Consider the following 22,263-nt stretch of genomic DNA (forward strand, 5'->3'; position numbering starts at 1 on the left):
GGAACCCGAGAGCGAAGCCCTTCGTCTGGACCAAGACCGCTGAGCAGATTTTGGCCATGGCTGACCGCCGAAGAACTTCAAATACGGCCCACTAGCGTCCGAACACGGCCGACTGCAATGCTGCTCGCAGAGAAGCGACTACGGTCTGTGTTTGCTGCCGCCCCCGCTTGACGCCGTATAGGCGGATTGGGTTCGATCTGTGTTTGCTGAGAGGTAGCCATCAGTCTGGGTGGTCGTTCGTAGCAATGCCGTGCACCTCCCTGTGCGACCAATGACCTGTGTGCGCGTGAACGGCAGGCGGTGAGCCAGCCCCCGGTATCCGCAACCCAACCCAGAACAGGGCCAAACCGCGCAACCTCCGGTCAGGTAGCCTGATCAGCGCCAGACCGGAGGTTGCCCAACTCAATGAGCGCCGGACTTCCATCGTTGGAGTTGGACCCCCAGCCCATTCCGTGAACCCCCTCGGGGCCTGGTTTTGCAGCACGCCGCTGGATTTCTCGGAACTCGGCTTCACGCGAGGCGTCGAACTCATCTTGGTGTGCAATGACCCATACGGCGCCCCCCGTCGCTAGTGAGATTCGACCGACATCACCAATAGTGTTGTTCACTGTCAGAGGCTCCCGGTGGGGAGCGCCGATCAAGACGATGAACCGAAGTGACTGCCCCTGCCCAGGAGTTGGGAACCATCGCACCTTGTTCAGCTTTGGCTCAGCGAAGGCCTCGACAAGCGAGCAGTGGGGAACTGTGATCGTTGCTCCAAGCCTCCACCCTGGGGCGCACTCGTCAGTTTTTTCCCATCGTGAGAAGACGCGATCTTCGCCTGCTGGAACTCGAACGGCAGCCGCCTCCCTACTCAGGGCCATACGCCACCGTGCAGGATGCAGACTCAGCTTCAGATCCTTCATCCCCATCCGCTGGGAGACGTAGACATCGCCTGCCTTCTGGCCCACCACTGCCCATGACCGCGAGCGGGGCCCTTCCGGACTGCCGACAGCCCATCGGATCGTTCCGCTACCGTCATATTCCTGCACCTCGGGAGGAGTAAGCACGCATATCAGGCTATCGCTTTGTCGGAGAACACGACCCGCCCACTACTTTCCCACTACAAACGCTCGACGATCCAGGCAAACAACGGCAGACACCCACGTAGCGATGATCGCAAAATGCCCCGGTAGCAGCAGGTTTGGGGTACACCAGCGGACAGCCCCAGAGCAACGGAACAACCAAGAGGTTAGGGGTTCGAATCCCTTCGGGCGCACCGAAATCGACCCCGTATCAGTTGATACGGGGTCGATTTTTTTTGTGGTCATTCCGAGCTGGCGGCGGCCAGGACTCTGGCGGTTTCGCGGGCGGTGGGGGCGGGGGTGGACAGGCCTTTGAGGCCGGCGACTTTGGCGTTGATGTTGTCGGCGACGGTGATCGGGGGGTAGCCCTGTTCGCCGGGGGCGAGGGTGCCGGGGAGAGCTTGGATTATCGCGTCATGGTTGCCGTCGAAGAAGAAGGCGGCGGAGCGGCGGCGGCGGATGTGGCCGTCGATGATCGGGGGGTCGACGCGGTGCAGGGTCGACATCCAGCGGTCGTTGGTCCAGCGGGCCATCGCGTCGCCGAGGTTGATGAGCAGGGCGCCCTCGGCGGGTTCCACGTTGTGCCAGTGGCCGTGTTTGTCGAGCACTTGTAGGCCGGGGACGCGGTCGGCCCACAGGATGGTGAGGATGCCGAAGTCGGTGTGTGCGCCCATGCCGGTCATGTCGCCGTCGAGGCGCAGTTCGCCTTCGGGGAGGGCGTAGTTGTTCATCTTCAGTGCGTCGATGGAATGGTCGGTGAGGGTGTCGAAGTAGTCGGCGGGTAGGTGCAGGGCTGCGGTGAAGGCGCGCAACAGGATTCGGGACAACTGCTGTGCGTGGGCGAAATAGGTGTCGATCGCGGGGCGGAAACCGGGGGCGGCGTCGGGCCAATTGTTGGCGGCATAGGACGTCGCGGGCAGGTCGAGGCCGGGGAAGTCGGCGGACTGGGTGCCGACGATGAAGGCCTCGTAGAAGTCGTTCATCTGGTTCGCCGTCGGCAGGCCGAGGCTCAGGCTCAGTGCTTCCGAACGCGGCGGCGAGTAGCCGCGGTTCTCCGAGGTCGAGCGCCGGTAGCGTTTCTTGACCTCGAGTGGCAGCGCGAAGAACTCGTCGAGCGCGTCGGTGAGTCCGTTGAGGACTGTGTCGGGGATGCCGTGGCCGACGATCTGGATGAAGCCGACCTCGCGGCAGGCGGCGTCGATGTCGGCGGCGACGGCCGCTCGGCCGGTTTCGTCGGAGTCGGTGCGGAAGGGGGTGATGTCGATGGTGGGGACGGTGAACGGTGGGGTCATCCCTTCACGGTCTATTGCATGTATTGCCTCCGTATTACGGGACCGAAGGAAGAGCAGACATGTAGTGAATACGTAACGACCGCGAAACTGGGTGGACGTTGCATGTAGAAGTCGCGCACAACGCCGCGACGGCGAGGAGATCGACATGCAAAACCACCGACATCGCAGGCGCGCCGCTACCTCGGGAGTGCTACTGGCCGCACTGCTCGCTGTTGCCGGTTGCGGCTCCGATACCGCGGACCGGGGTGGCGCGGCCGCCGCCCTCGAACCCGCGGCGCCCGCACAGACTTTGCGCGGGGTGTGTCCGGACACGGTCACCATCCAGCTGCAGTGGCAGCCGCAGTCCGACCAGGGCGGGCTGTTCCAGCTGCTCGGTCCCGGCTACCGGGTGGACGAGGAGACCAAGTCGGTCGAGGGGCCGCTGGTGGCCGGCGGTAAGGACACCGGTGTGCGGTTGCAGTTGCGCGCGGGTGGGCCCGCGATCGGGTTCCAGTCGGTGCCGTCGCGGATGTATGTCGATGACGCGGTCACGCTCGGGGTGGTGCACGGAGAGCAGGTGATCGCGGCGGGCGCGGCCAAGCCGGTCGTGGGGGTGACGCCGTTGCTGAAATACAGTCCCTCCATTCTGATGTGGGATCCGGCGACTCATCCGGACTGGAAGTCGATTGCCGATATCGGTCGTTCGAATGCGCCCGTTGTGGTGTCGAAGGAGCAGATCTTCCCGCAGTGGCTGGTGGCCAAGGGTCTGCTGAAGCAGTCGCAGATCGACACCGGATACGACGGCGCCCCAGCACGTTTCGTCGCCGATCCCACGATCGCCCAGCAGGGTTTCGCCAGCGCGGAACCGTATGTCTACGAGCACGAGGCCCGCGCGTGGAAGAAGCCTGTCGCCTACGACCTGATCAAGAACTCCGGCTTCGACGCCTACCCCTCGAATCTCTCCGTGCGGGCCGACAAGATCGACGGGCTGGCACCGTGTCTGGCCAAGTTGGTGCCGATCGTGCAGCAGGCCGGCGCCGACTTCGCCGCGGCACCGGCCGATGCCAATGCGAAGGTCGTCGATGTCGTCTCTCGCACACCGGCATTCAATCCGTATCCCGCGGGTCAGGCGGAGTTCGCCGCGAAGCAGCTCGTCGACCTCGGCCTGTTGGCGAACGAGGCCGACGGCTCCTTCGGCACCTATGACCAGGCCCGGACCCAGCGCAACCTCGAAGACCTACGGCCGATTCTGGATGCGGGCGGCAGGGCTGTTCCGCCGACGTTGACCGCAGCTGAGATCTTCACCAACCGGTTCTCCGACCCGAAGATCGGCATTCGCTGACCCAGTGAATTGGAGGCGTGGCTCATCGGCTCGTCCCGGCGATAGGGCGAGCCGGAGAGTTCCCCTTGCCGGAACTACTTCCAGGCCGGGAGCGGAGGTAAGGGGCCGGTCAGATCGCTGCCTGAGGTGCGGCCGACCAGCCAACCGAGCAGGGCCCAGGAAGGGCCGAGGACGGTGTGGTGGGGTCGGCCCGGGCCGATGGTGGCGATGAAATCTGTATCGGTGGATTGGATGTCGAAGGTAGGGGTGGCGTCGGGGTGGAGTTTGGTGGAGAGGTCGGTGATGGTTTCGGGGAGTAAGCGGGCGACGAAGGGCGCCGGCCAGTCGGCGGGGGTGTAGCCGATGTCGAGATCCACATGGTGGATCTCGGTCTCGCGCAGTCGCATCCAGGGAATCTGATCGGCGGTGAGAGTGCCACCCTGGCGATTGCGAACCTCGGCCTGCCAGTCGGCGACAGGCATGGTGGTGGCGACGGCCTGCCAGCGATGCGCGGTGGCAGTGAAGTCCGCATGCTGCACGGTGAGCGGCCGAGGCGCCCCCGCCTCGATATCAGCATCCCGCACCTCGACATTCGGATACTGCGGCAACTCGACCCCCGTGCGAGCCCACAGCAGCAGATTCAGCAGGCTGTCGGCATTGCGCGACAGATGCGCCAGCACATGCCCGCGAGTCCACCCCGGTAACAGGGACGGTTCAGCCAGGGCCGCATCGGTGAGCGTCCCGATCGCGGTATCGAGGCACGCGGTCGAGGTGGCGACCTGATCGAGCAGGTCGGTCGGAGTTGCCGTTTCGCTGGTCACGGATTCGACAGTAATGCTCCACCCCCGCCGCCCAGCGACAAACGACGACGTCGAAATTACCCTGTGGATAACTCCGAACCTGTGGATAACTGGGGATATTTCGGCCGTCGACCCCGGCGAGCGGGCGTCGGCACATGTGACGATTCAGCCAGCGATGATCGCGTCCGCCTCGATCTCCACCAGCAGACCGGGGGCGATCAACGCGGTGGCATCTTCGAAATCGGAGGCTGAGGAAATGTTCACCCGAGTTGTGGTCACGATTGCCAGAATGGTCCACCGCGTGGTGGACGGCAATTCATTTGCCGGTCGTCTGCTGGTCGGCTCGCGCCGGTATGCATGGCGGGTGAACGCACGTCCAGGTCTACGCCTCTTTCCTCTTACCGCTGCTCTGTGCGCTGCCGCCGTTGTGGTGGGCTGCTCGCCGGATCCCGATGCTCGTTTCACCGCGGGTAAGGATCAGCCGTTGGTGATCTCGCTCGATGATCTTCTGGGTAAGGCGGGTGCGAGTGCGGTGCTCGGGGTCAGTCTCGAGCCTGAGCACGGCAATGTCACTCGCCGTGCCGACGGTGCCTACGTCTACACGCCGAGCGCCGGGTACACCGGGCTCGATCAGTTCACCGTCACCACCACCGACGCGGTTCGGCTCTACACCACTGATATTCCGGTGCTCGGTGAGTTCGGGGGGACCACGGTGCAGGGCAGTGGGTTCGGCTCGGCATGGACTCCGGTGCCGGGTAGTACCGATGAGTTCTACGGACTCACCGACCGTGGGCCCAACGTCGACGGACCGGCGAAGAACGAGAAGATCTCGCCGACACCGGGTTTCGTGCCGCAGATCGGCCGGTTCAAGTTGGTCGACAACAAAGCCGTGCTGCAGTCGAGCATCGAGCTGCGCAATAAGTCGGGTGTGCCGTTCAACGGCCAGGTCGATATCTCGGCCAGCACCGGCGAGACCATCAAGGATCTGCAGGGCAATGTCTTGCCGCCCACCGATCACGGTATCGACCCCGAAGGCCTGGTTGCGTTGGCCGACGGCACCTTCTGGGTCTCCGATGAATACGGCCCGTTCCTGGTGCATTTCGATGCCAAGGGCACCGAGATCGAGCGGCTGGCGCCCGGGAGCGGCCTGCCGAAGGAAATCGCGTTGCGCACCCCGAACCAGGGCATGGAAGGGCTCACCATCACGCCCGACGGCAGCACGCTGGTCGGGGTGGTGCAGAGCGCGCTCAACACCCCTGGCCTGAGTGGTTCGGCCAAGGAGGTGCCGTTCGCGCGCATCGTGACCGTCGATCTGAAGACCAAGGCGCAGAAGGAATTCCTGTACCCGCTGGAGAACCCGAAGCAGTCCAAGGTCGCGGTCTCGGAGATCACCGCGCTCAGCGCCACCACCTTCCTGGTCGACGAGCGCGACGGCAACCTCGCACCCAAGTCGGACAAGAAGATCTGGACCATCGACATCGCGGGTGCGACCGATGTCGGCCCGCAGTCGACCGTGCCCGGCGCGACCTACGACGCCGAGAAGGGCGGCCTGCTGATCGATGGCAAGCCGCTGGAAACCCTGATCGGCGTCACCCCGACCGCCGACGCTGTCGCCGCACTGACCAAGGCGGGCGTCACTCCTGTCGCGAAGAAGAGCAACCTCGACCTGTCCGCGCTGGTCGTCGCGCTCGACGAGAAGGGCAGGTTCTTCGGCCACGACAAGATCGAAGGCATCGCCACCCTCGACGGCGGCAAGACCATCTACATCGCCAACGACAGCGACTTCGGCCTCGCGGCGAGCCAAGGCGAGGTGCCACCGTTCGGCTTGAAGCTCAAGACGCTGCCCGACGGCACCCAGGACACCGGCGAGATCCTCGCGGTCGACACCACCATGCTGCCGGCGAAACTCGACGGCTACACCGTGAAGATCACCGTCAAGTAGTCGGCTCGCGCGCCTCGACCAGTACCGCAGCGGCCAGCGCGAGCAGCCAGACCGACATCGCGGAGACCTGGATGCGCTGGGCGATGCCGAGTGCGTAGGAGCCGGAGAGGTTGTCGGCGACCATCATCCAGATGGTCGCCGCCGACCCGATCGCCAATACCGCGACGCCGAACTCGCGCAGAATCCGCCAGCGGTGATAGCGGTAGGCGGCGACGCTGAACGCGAACGCGGCCACCGCGATCGAGGTGACGGCGAGTGTGCTGGTCAGCGCGTGGGGTTGGTGTAGCTGGGGGAACAGTCCGCTGCCGCAGTCGTCGGTGGCGGGGTCGCAATCGCTCAGTGGAAACATGGTGTCGGCGATAGTGGACCCGCCGAAACACAGCAGGGCGATCCAGCCGATCGTGGTCAACCGGCGGCGCGGAAAGACGAACAGTGCGCCGAGCGCCGCCGGGATCAGCAGGAAGCCGACCACCTTGTCGGCGGTGGCGAACACCTCGCGGTAGGGCTTGCCCTCCGCATCGAGTTCGCTGAGGAAGGAGTTGACCGGGTCGGTGTCGATCGGCAGCACGAATTCCAGCAGCCACGACGAATAGCACAGGCCGGCGACGGCTATCGCGAGAGCGATCAGCAACGAGTAGCCACGGGTGTGCCGTGCGGATTCGGTCACATCGACCATTGTGCTCGGCGGGCCCGGCCAGCACGGATAAGGCGCGGCGAGAGCTCGGACGTGGTTTCATCTCAGGCACGCACAGGTTGCTGTCAGGTTCACCGGGCAGGGTGGGTGGTAACCAAACGGAAAGGTCTCAGATGAGCTATGTGATCGCGCTGGCAAGCTTCGCCACGATCCTCGCGCTGACCGTGTCCGGTTTCGTCGCGGTGGATGCGTCGCGTGCGCGAGTGCGGGTTCGTGCCGAGAACACTCCGCGTCGTCGCTGAGTAACCGCGAGTCAGGGTTGGGAAAGCGCGCGCACGAGTGAGCCGATCTGCGCGGCCGCCGCGTGCGGATCTTCGTGCTCCCAGACCCGAACCACCTGCCAGCCTGCCGCGGTCAATGCGGCATCGGTAGCCCGGTCACGGGCCACATTCCCGGCCAATTTGTCGGCCCACCACTGGGCGTTGTTCTTGGGATCGGTCGCGTGATCAGGGCAGCGATGCCAGAAACAACCGTCGACATAGACGGCGATCCGCAGTCGCGGAAACACCACATCCGCGCGTCGGCGCTGGCCTTTGATGGGTGGGCGGTCGACGAAATAGCGCAGGCCCGCTCGGTGTAATTCGCGGCGAAGGGCCAGCTCAGGGCCGGTATTCGCGCGGCGCTGTTTGGACATACGTGCGCTCGTCGCCGAGTCGGTCACGAGCTTTTGCGCACTCACGCCGCCCAGCCGCCCATGCGGTCGAGGTGGTCGCGGACGTCGTCGAGGAAGCCGGGCGGGAAGCGGAGGTTTCCCATCGACGTGCGGCGCAGGAACCCGGCGGTGGCGCGGGGGGAGAGCAAGCGGGGCTCGGTGAGGAAGTTCTTCAGGTCTTCGTAGGGTTCGTGGACCGGCCAGGTCGACAGCGGAACCCGGTGCACCACACCCGCATGTCCCCAGGCGGCGCTCGGCCACGGTTGGCCGGGCGCGATCGGCTCGCCGAGGGTGAGCGGGTCCGACGGTGCGGCCAGGCGCTCGCCGACCCAGTTCGCCATCCGCACGCTCACCGCGTTGCCGACCAGTTTCCAGCGATGACCGTGACGCACGCCCGGCACGTCGAGGGCGGGGGCGGTCCAGTCGGCATCGAAGCCCTGTAATCGCTCACCGTCGATGATGCCCGGCGTCACGATCTCGCCCGCGGGCAGCCGCACCGCGGGCGGACTGGCGATGCCGAGACCCGAACCTCCCTTGAGGGTGGGCACCGCGTTCACCGCCCAGCCGAGGCCGCGGACACCCTCGGTCCAGTAGAAGCCGCACGGATCGCAGTCCGGATCGCCGTAGTCGCGCGGGCCCGCATCGTCGCCGAAGAGCACCTGGCGGGGGTCCTCGGTGCGCGAAGCCAGCATCAGCACGCGCTGGCGCCGCTGGGGTAGGCCGAACGCGCGCCCGTCGACGACCCGATAAGCCCACGTGTACCCGAGTTCCTCCAGCGCTTCGGTGATGTGGCGCATGGCCGCACCGCGCCCGAGCTGGAGCATGAACGGAACGTTCTCGATCAACAACCACCGCGGGCCCCGCTGCCTGCGCACCAGCCGGAACACCTCGTCCACCAGCCCCGATCGGCGACCGGTGATGCCTGCGGTGCGCCCGGCCTGCGAAAGGTCCTGGCAGGGAAAACCCGCCGCGACCAGCTCGGTACGGGCGGGCAGGGAGCGCAACCGGGTGATGTCGCCGTGCAGATCGGTGTCGGGGAACCGCGCGGCGAGCACGCCCTGAGCGCCGGGGTCGATCTCGCACAACAACTCCGACGACCAGCCGTGTCTGCTCAGACCGAGTTCGAGCCCGCCGATCCCGGCGAACAACCCGACCATCCGCATGCAGGACCCCTGTGTCTGTGGAACGCCGACGCGCTCGAGTTCGCGGCCATGATCGGCCGCTGCTCAGCGCTGGTGATAGCTCACGCTTGCGCCGCATTGTATCGGGCGGCCGAACAGCGACCAGGCCTCGAGTCCGCCGGTATCCGAGTGGGGCCGTCGGATCGAGCGAGCCGGTTCGGTCGGAAAATCGGTGGCCGGGGGAGGGGCTGCTCTGGGACTCTTGAAGGAGCCGAACTTGTCGGACCCCGGTGCGAACATCACCTTGCGTCCGTTTCCGGAAAACCAACCAGCCGACCGGGCATCAAGGGGGAGTTTTGTCTGTCACATCAGAGCTGGCGGCCGCCGAATCGGAGGACGACAGACCGGAGCGGCCTGCGCCGCGGTCGAGTGGGGGAATGCGATCGCTGCGGCGGTTTCTGCCCTTTCTCCGGCCGTATCGAACGCCGCTGCTGCTGGCCAACGCGCTGGCGATCCTCATGGCGAGCACCGCGATCGCGATTCCGCTCGTCATCGCGCGGGTGATCGACGGGCCGATCGCGCGGCGGGATTTCGTCGGTCTGCTGGTGCCGGTCGCGCTGGTCTTCCTGCTCGGCTCACTCGAATCGTTCGGCATGTGGGGCAGGCGATGGCTGGTGTCCAAGCCATCGACGATGTTCGAGATCACCATGCGCGCCAAGCTTTTCACGAAGCTGCAGGCGCTCTCGATCGGTCGCCACGACGGTTGGCAGTCGGGTCAGCTGCTCTCACGCGCCATCGACGACATGTCGGTGATGCGGCGGTTCGTCGCGTTCGCGGGCCCGTTCCTGATCGTCAACGGGGTGATCATGCCGACCGGGCTGATCGTGCTGTTCGCGATGAATTGGCAAGTGGGACTGATCTTCACGGTCACCTCGCTGCCACTGACGGTGTTCTGCGCGCGATTCGTGCGCCGGTTCGAAGGGGCCTCGCGGCGTTCGCAGGACCAGTCCGGTGACCTGGCCACCATCGCCCAGGAATCGGCGCAGGGTGTGCGGGTGCTCAAGGCGCTGGGGCGCGGCCGGTTCTTCGGTGCGCGATTCACGGCACTGTCCCGCGAGTTACAGCGCACCGAAATGGTGAAGGTGCGCCTGGATGCGACGCTGTGGGCAGCGTTGGTGACCCTGCCGACCGTGTCGATCGCGGTGTCGCTCGGGGTGGGTGGCTACTCGGTGGTGCACGGGACGATGACGATGGGCACGCTCGTCGCGAGCATCACCCTCGCGACGTTTCTGCAGTGGCCGATCATCTGGCTCGGGTTCCTGCTGTCGGAGCTGTTCGAGGCACGCACCGCGGCCGATCGCTACTGGGAGATCATCGACACCCCGCTCGACATCGCCGACCCACCGCATCCGGCGGAACTGCCCACCGCGCTGCACGGGGAACTGGTCATCGACCGTGTCCGCTTCGCCTACCCGCGATCCGATGACGGCCCGGAAAATACCGTCCTGGAAGAGATCTCGCTGCGGATCCGGCCGGGGGAGACGGTCGCGCTGGTCGGCGCGACGGGTAGCGGTAAGACCGCGCTGCTCGAACTGATTCCCCGGCTCTACGACGTGAGCGCGGGCAGCATCACCATCGACGGCATCGATATCGCCACCCTGCGGCTGGCCGAGCTGCGCCGGGTGGTGACGGTGGCCTTCGAGGAACCGGTGCTGTTCTCGGCCAGCGTGCGCGAGAACGTGGCACTCGGCGACCCGAACGCCACCGACGCCGACGTGCGGCAGGCGCTCGACATCGCGCAGGCGGCGGAGTTCGTCGACGCGCTGCCGTGGGGGCTCGACACCCGCATCGGCGAGCAGGGCATGAGTCTGTCCGGCGGCCAGCGTCAGCGGCTGGCTCTGGCCAGGGCCGTGCTCACCGGTGATACCGAAGCGCACGGCCGGATCATGGTCCTCGACGATCCGCTCTCGGCACTGGACGTGGAAACCGAAGAGCGCGTGCAGGATCGGCTGCGCGCGGTGCTCTCCGGGGCAACCACCCTGTTGGTCGCGCATCGGCCGTCCACTGCCGCGCTGGCCGATCGTGTCGCCCTGCTCGCCGACGGGCGCATTGTCGCCGAGGGCAGTCACGAGAAATTGCTGCGCACGAGCAGTCACTACCGCGAGCTGATGGGAGGTGAAGCATGAGCACCGAGACCACGGAAAAGGCAGCGCCGGAGGAGAAGTCCGATCTGGCGGCCGACTGGCGCGGCATCGCCAAGGAGGACGACACCGTCACCGGAACCGGAAATCTGGTGCTGGCCGGGCGATCCCGGCGCTTGCTCCTCGACCTGGTGCGGCCCTACCGCAAGCAAGCGATTCTCACCTTCGTCCTGATCCTGCTCGACAACGCGGCCAAGGTGTCGCTGCCGCTGTTCATCGCCTACGGGCTCGACCACGGCATCGACCAAGGCCGACAAGGCAATTGGGCGCCGATGATCGCGACCGTCGCCGGTTTCGTCGCGGTGACATTGCTGTCGGGGCTCACCACGTTCGCGTTCCTGCGGGCCTCCGGGACGCTGAGTCAGCGGGTGCTGTTCGACCTGCGTGTGCGGGCGTTCCAGCACACGCAGCGGTTGAGCGTGTCGTTCCACGAGAAGTACACCTCGGGCAAGGTCGTCACCCGGCTCACCAGCGATATCGAAGCACTGCAGGAACTGCTCGAAGGCGCGCTGAATCAGGCGCTGAGCGCGGTGATCTCGGTCGTGACCATCGCGGCGCTGCTGATCTGGCTCGACCCGCTGCTCGCCTCGATCGTGCTGATCGGGTTCGTGCCGCTGGTGCTGGTCACCCGGTGGGCGCAGCGGCGTCAGCGGGCCGGGTACCGGCGCACGCGCGGTGCCATCTCGCGCGTGGTCGTGCAGTTCGTCGAATCGATGAGCGGCATGCGGGCGGTGCAGGCGTTTCGGCGCGAGCACCGCAACGAGGAGGTCCTCGGCGTCGAGGATTCGGCCTACCAGAAGGCGACCACCACGGCGGTCCGCGGCATGGGCGACTACGTGGGGCTGTCCAATTTCATCGGCAAGCTGACCACGGTGATCGTGCTGCTGGTCGGGGCATGGCAGGTGATGGAGGGCAATCTCGCGATCGGTGTGCTCGCCGCGTACCTGCTCTACCTCGACCAGTTCTACGGTCCGCTCGACGAACTCGCGCAGGTGTTCAACTCCTACCAGTCGGCCGCGGCCGCGTTGGAGAAGATCTCCGGCGTGCTCGAGGAGGAACCGGCCGTCCCCGAGCCCGAACAGCCGGTCGTCCTCGAGCGGGCGAGCGGTGCGGTGCGGATGGACAAGGTCTGGTTCGGTTACAACGCCGCTGCGGTGCTGCCGGAATTCGACCTGGAGATTCCGGCCGGGCAGGTGGTGGCGCTCGTCGGTGCCACCGGTGCGGGCAAGTCCACGCTGGCGAAACTGCTCACCCGGTTCTACGACCCGAGCGGTGGCGTCATCACGCTCGACGGTGTGGATTTGCGCCACCTCGCCGATACCGAGCTGCGCAGGCACGTCGTGATGATCACGCAGGAGGCGTACCTGTTCTCCGGCACGATCGCCGACAACATCCGGCTCGGCAGGCCCGACGCGACCGATGCCGAGGTCGCCGCGGCCGCGCGTGCGGTGGGGTTGGACGTGTTCGTCGCGGGACTCCCGGATGGCTACGCCACCGATGTGCGAACGCGTGGCGGCAGGCTTTCGGCGGGGCAGCGTCAGCTGGTGGCGTTCGCGCGGGTGTTCCTGGCCGATCCGGCCGTGATCGTGCTCGACGAGGCCACCTCCAGCCTGGATATCCCCGGTGAGCGGCTGGTTCAGCACGCGCTGGAGACCCTGCTGCGCGACCGCACGGCCGTGATCATCGCGCACCGGCTGTCCACCGTGGCCATAGCCGACCGGGTGCTGGTGCTCGACGGTGGCCGGATCGTGGAAGACGGTTCACCCACCGAGCTGATCGCGGGCCAGGGCCGCTTCGCCGGATTGCACGCCGCATGGCGGGATTCGCTGGTGTGATGCGCCCGTGTTGTGCAGCCGTGGGGCTGGTGTCGCTTACCGTAGAGAGGTGACGACCCCAGCCCCGGGCCCGGCCGACGGCCCCACCGAGATCAAACCGGCCTCCCGGTGGCCTTCGGTGCTCACCTGGCGTGCCCACGACAACACCCGCATGGAATCGGTGCGGGTGACGGTGAACGGCAATCGGATCAGGGCCGCGGGCCGATTGATCGGCAGCGCGAGCGACGAGCACCCGGCGTTCAGCGCGTCGTATGACCTGGTCACCGACGAAGCGGGGGCCACCCGGCGACTGTCGCTGCGAACCACCACCGCGGCCGGTGAACGCCACGCCTCGATCTCGCGCGACGAGGAGAACTACTGGCTCGTCGACGCGGGCGGCACCCACGTGCGCTCCACCTTCGGCGGCGCCCTCGATGTCGACGTGGTGCTGAGCCCGTTCTTCAACACCCTGCCGATCCGCCGCTTCGGCCTCCAGAACGCCGTCGGCGATGTGCAGGTCCCGGTCGTCTATGTGCGACTGCCCGACCTGCTGGTGCAGGAAGCCGAACTCACCTATTCGAGCGCGGCCGACGGCATCAACGTCCTCTCGCCCGTCTCGAGCGCCACCCTGAAGGTCGATCCGGAAGGTTTCGTCCTCGATTACCCGGGGCTTGCCGAGCGCGCCTAACCCGGAGCGGCTAGCGCACAAGGAGTACGCGTGGCGGCTGCTGTGGTCGGTGCAATCGACTGTGAGCGTCGACGCACGACCTGCCCGTGTGCGGTCGTCGGCGCCGACCAGGCCAGGCGGTCGGCATTCAAGGCCTGCCGAGCGCGGCCATCGAACACCGACGGAATCTTCCCCGCGAGCAAGAACTAGAGCGCGCGCAACACTCCGCCGACTCGACCCGCGCGACGCAACTCGCCGAGCCAGTCGCTGGTGCCGGGAGCGATGCCGGTGATATCCCAGGTCGTGCGGCTTTCGTAGGCGGTGCGGCCCTGGAAACCCGTCTCGACAAGGTCGCCGAGAGTGCTGTGCGCACGCAGGGCATCGCGGGCAGTGACCAGTGTCTCGATCGCCTCGTCGAGCACCTGTTCCAGCGCGGTCGCGTTCGGTTCGCAGATGGCTCGCACCAGGTCGGGTGCGGTGCCGGCGACACGGGTTCCGTCGCGGAACGAACCCGCCGCCAGCCCGAGCGACAACTTGCCGCCCGCGGCGCCCGAGGCAGCCAGCGCTTCGGCCAGCACATGCGGCAGATGCGAGATCCGCGCGACCGCCTGATCGTGTTCTTCGGCAACCACCGGCACCACTACCGACCCGCAGTCCAACGCCAATCGCACCACCCGCGACCACGGTTCGACCTGCGTGCCCTCGTCCACACCCACGGCCCATACGGCACCTTGGAATAGCTCTGAATCGGTTGCGGCCCAACCGGATTGGGACGTTCCTGCCATCGGATGCCCACCCACGTACAGCCCCTCGAGCCCATGCTTGCGCACTGCGTCCAGCACCGGCCCCTTCACGCTCACCACATCGGTCAGCGGGCACTCGGGCGCCAGCGCGGCGATGTCGGCCAGCAGGGAGTCGACTGCGGGCATCGGCACCGCGATCACCAGCAGCGCATCCACCTCGGCAGCCCGGCGCAACACCGCGGACAGGTCGCCGGACACATCGAAACCGTCCGCACACGCCGCCGAAACCCCGGATGCGGAGCGGTTGTACCCGAACGCCGCGTACCCCGACGCGACGGCGGCGCGCAGCAGTGAACCGCCGATCAGGCCGGTCCCGAGCACGCAAACAGCCCCACGCTGGTCGATGTCCATCGGAACAGATTGGCACACGAGTTCATTAATGGGGGTTCGACAGACTACCGTTTGGTCCATGGCAGCACAGCGCTCGGGCACGAACAGGGCGACGTCGGATGACGACTTCGACGTCGAAGGGTTCGCAGTGGCCGTGGTCCGCGAAGAAGGTACATGGCGGGTCAGTCCGCTCAGCTCGGAAGCCCTGCACGATCTGTCGGCCGCCGAGACCGAGCTGAAGTCTTTGCGCAGCTCAGGTGCGGTGTTCGGGCTGATCGATGTCGACGACGAGTTCTTCATCGTGTTGCGGCCCGCGCCGAGCGGCACCCGCCTGCTCGTCTCCGACGCCACCGCGGCGATCGACTATGACATCGCCGCCGACGTCCTCGACGCGCTCAATGTCGAGATCCCCGATATCGACCCCGACGACCTCGACGACGTCGAACCGTGGGAAGAGGGCGACCTCGGTGTCCTGGCCGATCTCGGCCTGCCCGAACCGGTCCTCAGCGTGATCATCGCCGAAACCGACCTCTACCCCGACGAGCAGCTCGGCATGATCGCCCAGCGCCTCGGTTTCGCCGACGAATTCGCCGCGGTCCTGGACAAATTGCCCAGGTGACCGACGAAGACATGATGCGCGCCGCCATCGCGGCCGCAGCCGACGCCGACCCGCGCGATGTGCCGGTCGGCGCCGTCGTCTTCGACGCACAGGGCCGCGAACTGGCCCGCGCCACCAACGCCAGAGAAGCCCTCGGCGACCCCACCGCGCACGCCGAAGTCCTCGCCTTACGCGCAGCCGCCACAGTCCACGGCGACGGCTGGCGACTCGAAGGCGCGACCCTCGCCGTCACCCTCGAACCCTGCACGATGTGCGCCGGCGCCCTGGTCCTGGCGCGAATCGGCAAGGTCGTCTTCGGCGCATGGGAACCCAAAACCGGCGCCGTCGGCTCCCTCTGGGACGTCGTCCGCGACCGCCGCCTCAACCACCGCCCCGAAGTCCGCGGCGGCATCCTCGAACCCGACTGCGTGGCCCTGCTCGACACCTTCTTCAAAAACCAACGCTGACCAGCCGATTTAACAATCCTCGGACCCGTCCGGTACCGTAGTCGGCGGTGGCGTGTCCGAGCGGCCTAAGGAGCACGCCTCGAAAGCGTGTGAGGGGTAACCCCCCTCCGAGGGTTCAAATCCCTCCGCCACCGCCAAGAGCCCCTCACTTGTTCACGCAGGTGAGGGGCTTTTTCTTGTCTGGAAGGTGCGGCGGTAGGCCGAGGGGGAGGTGTGGACTGCCTTCGCGAAATGGTGACGGAAGGTGACCGGGGTGGCGAAGCCCGCGGCGGTCGCGATTTCCTCGATGGGGGCGTCGCCGGTTTCGAGCATCACCAGGGCTGCCTGGATTCGTTGGGCGATGAGCCATTTGCTCGGGGTCGAGCCGGTTTCGCGGGTGAAATGGCGCAGGTAGGTGCGGGGGGACAGGCCTCCCACGCGGGCCAGGTCCGGGATGCCGATCGGGTCGGCGAGGTGTTCGAGGGCCCAGGAGAGGCTGCGGGCGATGGGGGCATCGAGGGGTTCGGGCGGAATCGGGGACTCGATGTATTGGGCTTGGCCGCCGGTGCGGTGGGGCTGGATGACGAGGCGGCGGGCGACGGAATTGGCGACGGATGCGCCCAGGTCGTTGCGGACCAAGTGGAGGGCTAGGTCGAGGCCGGCGGCGCAGCCTGCGCTGGTGAGGATGTCGCCTTCGTCGGTGTAGAGGGGTTCGGGATCGACCTCGACCAGGGGGAAGCGCTCGCGCAGCAGGTCGGCGTAGCGCCAGTGGGTGGTGGCTCGGCGGCCGTCGAGCAGGCCTGCGGCGGCGAGCGCGAACGCGCCAGAGCAGATCGAGACGATCCGGGAGCCGTTGCTGTGCGCCTGCCGAAGGGCGTCGATCAGTTCTGGCGAGGTCGGTGCACGGGGGTCGGCGACGCTCGGGACCACGACCGTGTCGGCGGCGGCGAACTCCGCGAGGCCATAGGGGCTGGTCAGGGTCGCGCCACCGATCACCCGGACCGGATCGGGGGTTTCGGTGCAGATCTTCAGCTCGTACCAGGGCTGGTCGATATCGGGCCAGGTCAGGCCGAAAACCTCGATGACGATGCCGGTTTCGAACGCCGTCATCCCGTCGTACGCCAACACGGAGACCGAACTCATGTCTAAATCTTAGCGGTAGTAGTCATCTACGCCACTTCTCCCGATGGCGCGGAAGTCAGACCATAGAGATATGTTGAAGCAACTGAAGGACTTCGCCATCGGAATCCACGCCGCCAACGCGATCAGGCACGGCATCCGCCCGCCTGCCGCCGCTCGGCCCGAATGCGGCAAGGCTCGATGCGCGAGGAAGACCGGCTAGCGAACGAGAACTGTTGTCGGGTATTCACCTCGTCCGACCTGCGGTGTATTCCTCGCGTAATAGACTGGGTTACACCGATATCCGGGAAGGAACGATGATTATGCGCGGGCGACAGCCGCCACCCGCGAAGTCCGGGATCGGGCTCGGGGGAAAACTTCTGGTTCTCGTTGTGCTCGGCTGGGTCGCCGTCGGGCTGCTCGCCGCGGGCCAGCGGCACCACTTCGCGCATCTTCCGCGTGAATGCTCGGACTGGGCGACCATCGCGGTCACCGCCGCGGCGGGGCCTGCGAACTACGTCGGGCTCAATCCGCGCGTCACCGAATGCCAAGTGCCGCAACCGAGTCAATAGCCGGGGAACCCGAAGGCTCCCCGGCCGTCGGACTCAGCCTTGCGGTGGCGCGATCCTGCGCCGTTCGGCCTGGATCTCCTGCAACCGCGTGCCCTCGACATCGATATCGGGCACGATCCGATCCAGCCACTTGGGCATCCACCACGCCCACTTGCCCAGCAGCACAAGCAGAGCCGGGATGAGCACCATCCGGACCACGAACGCGTCCAAGGCCACGCCCGCGGCCAGTGCGAAGCCCATGGACTTGGCGGTGGGATCGGATTCCAGCAGGAACGAACCGAACACCGAGATCATGATGATCGCCGCCGAGGTCACCACGCGCGCACCGTGGTGATAGCCCTTGATCACGGCCTGGGTGGGGTCGGCGCCGTGCACGTATTCCTCGCGCATACGGGTCACCAGGAACACCTGGTAGTCCATGGCGAGCCCGAATACCAAGCCGATCAACATGATCGGTAGGAAGCTCACCAGCGGATGCGGGTCGTCGATCAGGCCGAGCTTGCCCTCCTGGAAGATCAGCACGGTCGCGCCGAAGGTGGCCGCCATCGACAGCAGGAAGCCGAGTGCGGCGGTGAGCGGGACCAGGATCGAGCGGAACACCAGGATCAGCAGGATGAACGCGGCACCGGCCACGATCGCCATGTACGGCACGATCTTGCTCAGCAATACGTGGTCGATATCGGCGTAGATCGCGGTGGTGCCGGTGATGCCGTAGGTCATCTTGTACTGCTCGTTCAGCGAGGACTCCGCGTCACGCGCCGACTGCACCAGATCCTTGGTCGACTGCGCGTTCGGGCCCGTTTTGGGGATGCCGTTGATCAGGGCGCCCGCGCCGTCCTCGCTCATCTGCGCTTCGGTGACCAAGTCCATGTCGGGATAGGACTGCAGCTTGTCGCGCAACGCGTTCAGCGCGGCGGGCCGCTGGTCGGGCGGGGTGTCGCTGAGGTCGACGGCCACCTGGAGCACGCCGTTGCTGCCCTCGCCGAAACCCTCGGTGCGCAGGTCGTAGGCCTTACGGACGGTGGTCGACTTGGGCAGACTGTCCTCGCCGGGCAGCCCGAGGTTCAGGTTCAGCGCCGGTGCGGCGAGCAGGCCGAGCACCGCGATCGCCAGGATCATCGTGATCGCGGGGAACTTGGCGATCACCCTGGCCACGCGGGTGCCGTTGGTGACGACGTTGTCGTCCTCGGGATCGTGCTGGGCGATCAGCGGCAGCTTCGGCTTGAACAGCGTCTTGCCGAAGGCACCGAGCAGCGCGGGCATCAGGGTGATGGCGGTGAGCACGGCGAACGCGGCCGCGACGGCACCACCCAGACCCATGAAGGTCAGGAACCTGACTCCGACGATGCTCAGTCCGACCAGCGCGATGATCACGGTGAGCCCGGCGAACACGACCGCCGAACCTGCCGTGCCCAACGCGGTACCGGCGGCTTCCTCGGCCGAATCCTGTACGTGCAGTTCGTGTTTGTAGCGCGAAACGATGAACAGCGCGTAGTCGATCGAGAGCGCGATGCCGATCATCGACGCCAGGAACGTCGTGAAACTCGGCACCGAGACGAACGACGTGGACAGGAAGATCAGCGACGTCGCGGCACCGAGACCGACGATCGCGGTGATGATCGGCACGAACGCGGCGACGATCGCGCCGAACGCCACGATCATCACCACCAGCGCCACTGCCATGCCGATCAGTTCGGCCTTGCCGCTCGGCATCTCCTGTTCCATCGCGATGGTGCCGCTGATCTCGACCGTCAGCCCGGCCGCTCGCGCGGAATCGCCTGCGTTGTAGGCGGCCTCGCGGTTCTCGGCGGTGACGTCGGCGAACTCTTTGATCGTGAACGGAACGCTGAAGAAGGCGACGGTGTCGGGCGCGGTCTTGTTCAGCACGTTCAGGGGCGCGCCGCTGCACGTCGACGGATCGGGTTGCGCTGTGAGACAGCCCATTTGCTCGGTGGCCGCGATCGGATCCTCGATCGGCTTCGCGTGGTCGACGATGTCGAGCCGACCGATCTGCTCGATCAACCCGGTGAGTGCCGCGCGGTTGGCCGGGTCGGTGAGCTTCTGCCCGACGGGCGCGCCGACGACATACGTGCCGGTTACCGCGTCGAACGCGAAGGCCGCCGACATGCCGGGGAAGTGCTTGTCGAGGATGTCGGTGGCGCGTTCGGAGGGCAGGTTCGGCATGGAGAAGTCGTCGGTCATCGGCTTCTGCAGAGAGGCGCCGAGGCCGCCGAGGATCACGAACAACAGCAACCAGACGGGCAGCACGATCCATTTGCGGCGGAAGGCCAGCTTGCCCCACCGGTACAGGTAGATGGACACGGTTGTTCTCCTCGAGGATCGGTGCGTAGCGCGGATCTTCCGGTCGAACTAACCCTTGAGTCTGCTGCCCAGCAACCTCGATATCAAGCACCGGTCCAGCACAGGTATGGAAAACAACACGACCCCGCAATCCGGTAGCGGACTGCGGGGTCGTGCGGGTGTGGAACGGATCAGCCGACCGAAACCGGCTGCTTCACCATTGTCACGGCGTTCTGGTTGCGCAGCTCCTCGAGCTTGGCGCCCTCGACGTCGATATCGGGCACGATGCGGTCGAGCCACTTCGGCATCCACCACGACCACTTGCCCATGATCACCAGCAGCGCGGGCACGATGATCATGCGGACGATGAACGCGTCGATCGCCACACCGGCGGCCAGCGCGAAACCGAACGACTTCGCGGTGACGTCGGTTTCCATGATGAAGGAACCGAACACCGAGATCATGATGATCGCGGCCGAGGTCACCACGCGGGCACCGTGGTGGTACCCGGACACCATCGCGTCCTTGGGCGACTTACCGTGCACGAATTCCTCGCGCATCCGGGTCACCAGGAACACCTGGTAGTCCATCGCCAAGCCGAACACCAAGCCGATCAACATGATCGGAAGGAAGCTGACCAGCGGTTGTGGATCGGAGATCAGGCCGAACGCGCCCTCCTGGAAGATCAGCACGGTCGCACCGAAGGTGGCCGCCATCGACAACAGGAAGCCCAGCGCCGCGGTGAGCGGAACCAGAATCGAGCGGAACACCAGGATCAGCAGCACGAACGCGGCACCGGCCACGATCGCCAGGTACGGCACGATCTTGCTGAGCAGCACATGGTCGACATCGGCGTAGATGGCGGTGGTGCCGGTGATGCCGTACTGCATGCCGTACTGCGCGGCCAGATCGGCTTCCGCGCCGCGGGCGTCGGCGACCAGTTCCTTGGTGTCCTGGTTGTTCGGACCGGACTTGGGGACACCGTTGAGCATGGCGCCCTGCTTGTTCTCGCTCCACTGCGGCTCGGTGACGTAGTCCATGCCGTCGTAGGAGGCGAGCTTGTCGCGCAGTGCGGTGACCGCGGCGTCGCGCTCGCCCTCGGGGGTCGCGGACAGGTCGGCGACGACCATGAGCACACCGTTGCTGCCTTCGCCGAAGCCTTCGGTCCGCAGGTCGTAGGCCTTACGGATGGTCGAGGTCTTCGGCATGCTGTCGTCACCGGGCAGGCCCAGGTTCAGACCGGCGGCGGGCGCGGCGAGCGCACCGAGCACGACAACCGACAGGATCAGCGCGACCCACGGTGCCTTGGCGATCAGCTTGGCGAAACGCTGACCGTTGGTCACCGAGGTGTCGTCGTCGGGGTCGTGCTGGGCGACGAGCGGCAGCTTCGGCTTGAACAGCGCTTTGCCGAAGGCGCCCATCAGCGCCGGCATCAGGGTGATGGCGGTGAGCACGGCGAACGCGGCGGCGATGGCGCCACCCAGACCCATGAAGGTCAGGAACTCCACGCCGACGATACCGAGCGCACCGAGCGCGATGATCACGGTGAGACCGGCGAACACCACGGCCGAACCGGCGGTGCCGAGCGCGGTACCGGCGGCTTCCTCGGCCGAATCACGCACGGCCAGTTCGTGTTTGTACCGGGAGACGATGAACAGCGCGTAGTCGATCGACAGCGCGATACCGATCATCGAGGCAAGGAAGGTGGTGAAGCTCGGAACTTCCATGACCGAGGTACCGAGCATGATCACCGAGGTCGCCGCACCGAGGCCGACGATGGCGGTGACGATCGGCACGACCGCGGCGACGATGGCACCGAATGCCACCACCATCACGATCAGCGCGACCGCCATACCGATCAGCTCGGACTTGCCGCTCGGCTGCTCCTGCTTCATCGCGATCGAGCCGCTGAGCTCGACGGTGAGGCCGGCGTTGCGGGCTTCCTCGCCGATGTCGAAAGCGGCGTCGCGGTTGGCGTCGGTCACGTCGGTGATGGTCTTGATGGTGAACGGGACGCTGAGCACGCCGACGGTGTCGGGTGCGGTCGCGTTCAGCACGTTGAGCGGCGCCGAGGAGCACTTCGACGGGTCAGGGTTGCTCAGGCAGCCCATCTGGTCGGTGAGCTCGATCGGGCTGCTCAGCTTCTCCTCGTGATCGACGATGTCGAGGGTGCCGAGCTTGGCGACGAAAGCGTCGATCGCCGCGCGGTTGGCCGGGTCGGTGAGCTTCTGGCCCTCCGGTGCGCCGATCACATAGGTGCCGGTGACGGCATCCATGGAGAACTGCTGGGACATGCCGGGGAAGTGCTTGTCGAGAATCTCGTTGGCGCGGGCCGACGGCAGTTCGGGCATGCTGAAGTCGTTGGACATCGGCTTGGCCAAGGTGGCGCCGAGGCCGCCGAGGATCACGAACAGCAGTAGCCAGACCGGCAACACGATCCATTTGCGGCGGAAAGCGAACTTTCCCCATCTGTACAGGTATACGGACACGCGGGTGCTCCTAGCGCGAAGAACGGGTGGGATAAGGGCTCGTAGACAGCACATACGG

Annotated in this window: 19 protein-coding genes and 1 tRNA gene; 11 read left to right on the forward strand and 9 right to left on the reverse strand. The window is 66.3% G+C overall.

From position 1 onward, the window contains the following. Positions 1–1,306: 1,306 nt before the first annotated feature. A complete protein-coding gene (locus ACFW6D_RS30765) occupies positions 1,307–2,356 on the reverse strand; it encodes an isopenicillin N synthase family dioxygenase (protein ID WP_379333931.1) in 1,050 nt (349 codons plus the stop codon). 145 nt (positions 2,357–2,501) lie between these two features. Between ACFW6D_RS30765 and ACFW6D_RS30770 the strand changes: the two genes are divergently transcribed. Beyond that, positions 2,502–3,677, forward strand: a complete 1,176-nt coding sequence (locus ACFW6D_RS30770) for a nitrate ABC transporter substrate-binding protein (protein WP_379333933.1) — start codon at positions 2,502–2,504, stop codon at positions 3,675–3,677. A gap of 74 nt (positions 3,678–3,751) precedes the next feature. Here ACFW6D_RS30770 and ACFW6D_RS30775 read toward each other — a convergent pair whose 3' ends face one another. Further along, positions 3,752–4,477 (reverse strand): maleylpyruvate isomerase family mycothiol-dependent enzyme, encoded by a 726-nt coding sequence (locus ACFW6D_RS30775; protein WP_379333935.1) that lies wholly within the window; start codon positions 4,475–4,477, stop codon positions 3,752–3,754. A gap of 268 nt (positions 4,478–4,745) precedes the next feature. Between ACFW6D_RS30775 and ACFW6D_RS30780 the strand changes: the two genes are divergently transcribed. Further along, positions 4,746–6,398, forward strand: coding sequence for an esterase-like activity of phytase family protein (locus ACFW6D_RS30780; protein WP_379333937.1), 1,653 nt, complete (start codon positions 4,746–4,748; stop codon positions 6,396–6,398). On the opposite strand, the gene ACFW6D_RS30785 is transcribed toward ACFW6D_RS30780, so the two are convergent. Beyond that, positions 6,391–7,065 (reverse strand): DUF998 domain-containing protein, encoded by a 675-nt coding sequence (locus tag ACFW6D_RS30785; protein ID WP_379333939.1) that lies wholly within the window; start codon positions 7,063–7,065, stop codon positions 6,391–6,393. The two genes, ACFW6D_RS30780 and ACFW6D_RS30785, sit on opposite strands and share 8 nt — an antisense overlap. 140 nt (positions 7,066–7,205) lie before the next feature. Here ACFW6D_RS30785 and ACFW6D_RS30790 point away from each other — a divergent pair, with 140 nt between their 5' ends. Further along, positions 7,206–7,334, forward strand: a complete 129-nt coding sequence (locus ACFW6D_RS30790; protein ID WP_379238267.1) for a hypothetical protein — start codon at positions 7,206–7,208, stop codon at positions 7,332–7,334. An 11-nt stretch (positions 7,335–7,345) separates the two neighbouring features. Here ACFW6D_RS30790 and ACFW6D_RS30795 read toward each other — a convergent pair whose 3' ends face one another. Further along, the gene (locus ACFW6D_RS30795) at positions 7,346–7,771 is read right to left on the reverse strand and encodes a very short patch repair endonuclease (RefSeq protein ID WP_379333941.1); all 426 of its coding nucleotides are present in this window, start codon (positions 7,769–7,771) and stop codon (positions 7,346–7,348) included. Further along, complete coding sequence (locus tag ACFW6D_RS30800) at positions 7,768–8,901, reverse strand: DNA cytosine methyltransferase (RefSeq protein WP_379333969.1); 1,134 nt, start codon at positions 8,899–8,901, stop codon at positions 7,768–7,770. Before ACFW6D_RS30800 ends, ACFW6D_RS30795 begins: the two co-directional genes overlap by 4 nt. 401 nt (positions 8,902–9,302) lie before the next feature. On the opposite strand from ACFW6D_RS30800, the gene ACFW6D_RS30805 reads away from it, so the two are divergent. From ACFW6D_RS30805 to ACFW6D_RS30815, 3 genes are read left to right on the forward strand one after another with little or no spacing between them, the layout of a single operon-like run. Further along, positions 9,303–11,051 carry an ABC transporter ATP-binding protein gene (locus ACFW6D_RS30805; RefSeq protein ID WP_379333943.1) on the forward strand — a complete coding sequence of 583 codons (1,749 nt, stop codon included), beginning with the start codon at positions 9,303–9,305 and terminating at the stop codon, positions 11,049–11,051. Next, the gene (locus ACFW6D_RS30810; RefSeq protein WP_379333945.1) at positions 11,048–12,901 is read left to right on the forward strand and encodes an ABC transporter ATP-binding protein; all 1,854 of its coding nucleotides are present in this window, start codon (positions 11,048–11,050) and stop codon (positions 12,899–12,901) included. Before ACFW6D_RS30805 ends, ACFW6D_RS30810 begins: the two co-directional genes overlap by 4 nt. A 49-nt stretch (positions 12,902–12,950) precedes the next feature. Then, complete coding sequence (locus ACFW6D_RS30815; RefSeq protein ID WP_379333947.1) at positions 12,951–13,568, forward strand: putative glycolipid-binding domain-containing protein; 618 nt, start codon at positions 12,951–12,953, stop codon at positions 13,566–13,568. Positions 13,569–13,753: 185 nt separating this feature from the next. Here the strand turns inward: ACFW6D_RS30815 and ACFW6D_RS30820 are convergent, their stop codons facing one another. Further along, positions 13,754–14,701, reverse strand: a complete 948-nt coding sequence (locus tag ACFW6D_RS30820; RefSeq protein ID WP_379333949.1) for a prephenate dehydrogenase — start codon at positions 14,699–14,701, stop codon at positions 13,754–13,756. Positions 14,702–14,759: 58 nt separating this feature from the next. On the opposite strand from ACFW6D_RS30820, the gene ACFW6D_RS30825 reads away from it, so the two are divergent. The 3 genes from ACFW6D_RS30825 (at position 14,760) to ACFW6D_RS30835 (ending at position 15,882) form a co-directional block, all read left to right on the forward strand. Beyond that, positions 14,760–15,299 carry a tRNA adenosine deaminase-associated protein gene (locus ACFW6D_RS30825; protein WP_379333951.1) on the forward strand — a complete coding sequence of 180 codons (540 nt, stop codon included), beginning with the start codon at positions 14,760–14,762 and terminating at the stop codon, positions 15,297–15,299. Positions 15,300–15,310: 11 nt separating this feature from the next. After that, positions 15,311–15,745 (forward strand): nucleoside deaminase, encoded by a 435-nt coding sequence (locus ACFW6D_RS30830; RefSeq protein ID WP_379333971.1) that lies wholly within the window; start codon positions 15,311–15,313, stop codon positions 15,743–15,745. A gap of 46 nt (positions 15,746–15,791) precedes the next feature. Further along, a tRNA-Ser gene (locus ACFW6D_RS30835) sits at positions 15,792–15,882 on the forward strand. 16 nt (positions 15,883–15,898) lie between these two features. Here ACFW6D_RS30835 and ACFW6D_RS30840 read toward each other — a convergent pair. After that, positions 15,899–16,867, reverse strand: a complete 969-nt coding sequence (locus ACFW6D_RS30840; RefSeq protein ID WP_379333953.1) for a GlxA family transcriptional regulator — start codon at positions 16,865–16,867, stop codon at positions 15,899–15,901. 70 nt (positions 16,868–16,937) lie between these two features. On the opposite strand from ACFW6D_RS30840, the gene ACFW6D_RS30845 reads away from it, so the two are divergent. Both ACFW6D_RS30845 and ACFW6D_RS30850 read left to right on the forward strand, forming a co-directional pair. Continuing rightward, the gene (locus tag ACFW6D_RS30845) at positions 16,938–17,066 is read left to right on the forward strand and encodes a hypothetical protein (RefSeq protein ID WP_379238252.1); all 129 of its coding nucleotides are present in this window, start codon (positions 16,938–16,940) and stop codon (positions 17,064–17,066) included. Between the two features lie 100 nt (positions 17,067–17,166). After that, entirely contained in the window at positions 17,167–17,415 is a 249-nt protein-coding gene (locus ACFW6D_RS30850; RefSeq protein WP_379333955.1) for a hypothetical protein, read from the forward strand. Positions 17,416–17,448: 33 nt separating this feature from the next. On the opposite strand, the gene ACFW6D_RS30855 is transcribed toward ACFW6D_RS30850, so the two are convergent. Further along, positions 17,449–19,737 carry an MMPL family transporter gene (locus ACFW6D_RS30855; protein WP_379333956.1) on the reverse strand — a complete coding sequence of 763 codons (2,289 nt, stop codon included), beginning with the start codon at positions 19,735–19,737 and terminating at the stop codon, positions 17,449–17,451. 170 nt (positions 19,738–19,907) lie between these two features. After that, a complete protein-coding gene (locus tag ACFW6D_RS30860) occupies positions 19,908–22,205 on the reverse strand; it encodes an MMPL family transporter (protein WP_379333957.1) in 2,298 nt (765 codons plus the stop codon). Positions 22,206–22,263: the final 58 nt, after the last annotated feature.

Origin of the sequence: Nocardia sp. NPDC058705, from assembly GCF_042749305.1 — a bacterium.
In the GTDB taxonomy this organism is placed as follows: domain Bacteria; phylum Actinomycetota; class Actinomycetes; order Mycobacteriales; family Mycobacteriaceae; genus Nocardia.